General features: G+C 54.4%; 1 protein-coding gene. It reads left to right on the top strand.

Annotated elements, in window-relative coordinates:
* Window positions 1-26 precede the first annotated feature (26 nt).
* On the top strand, window positions 27-316 hold a 290-nt coding region (locus tag SJH88_RS19550; RefSeq protein WP_274755430.1), incomplete at its 3' end, for a transposase.

Below are 316 nucleotides of genomic sequence, written 5' to 3'. Positions count from 1 at the left end.
GGCTCAACTCCTGAGAGGATTGAGTCATGAACACTAAAGCTGCTCGTTTTAGCCCAGAGGTACGTGAACGTGCCGTACGTTTGGTGCAGGAATGCCAAGCGGATTACGCATCACTGTGGGGTGCGTGTGAGTCGATAGCCCCCAAGATTGGCTGCTCTGTTAGCACCTTGCATGGATGGGTGCAGCGCAAAGAAATAGATGCAGGCCAACGGCCAGGGTTGACCACGGATGAACGTGAGCGACTCAAGCAACTTGAGCGAGAGAACAAGGAGCTGCGCCGAGCCAATGACATCCTCAAGGCTGCGAGCGCTTTTTT

Origin of the sequence: Comamonas sp. GCA5 (assembly GCF_036541385.1) — a bacterium.
In the GTDB taxonomy this organism is placed as follows: domain Bacteria; phylum Pseudomonadota; class Gammaproteobacteria; order Burkholderiales; family Burkholderiaceae_C; genus Comamonas; species Comamonas aquatica.
The sequence above is the reverse complement of the archived record's forward strand: the minus strand, read 5'-3'. Positions and strand labels throughout refer to the sequence as shown.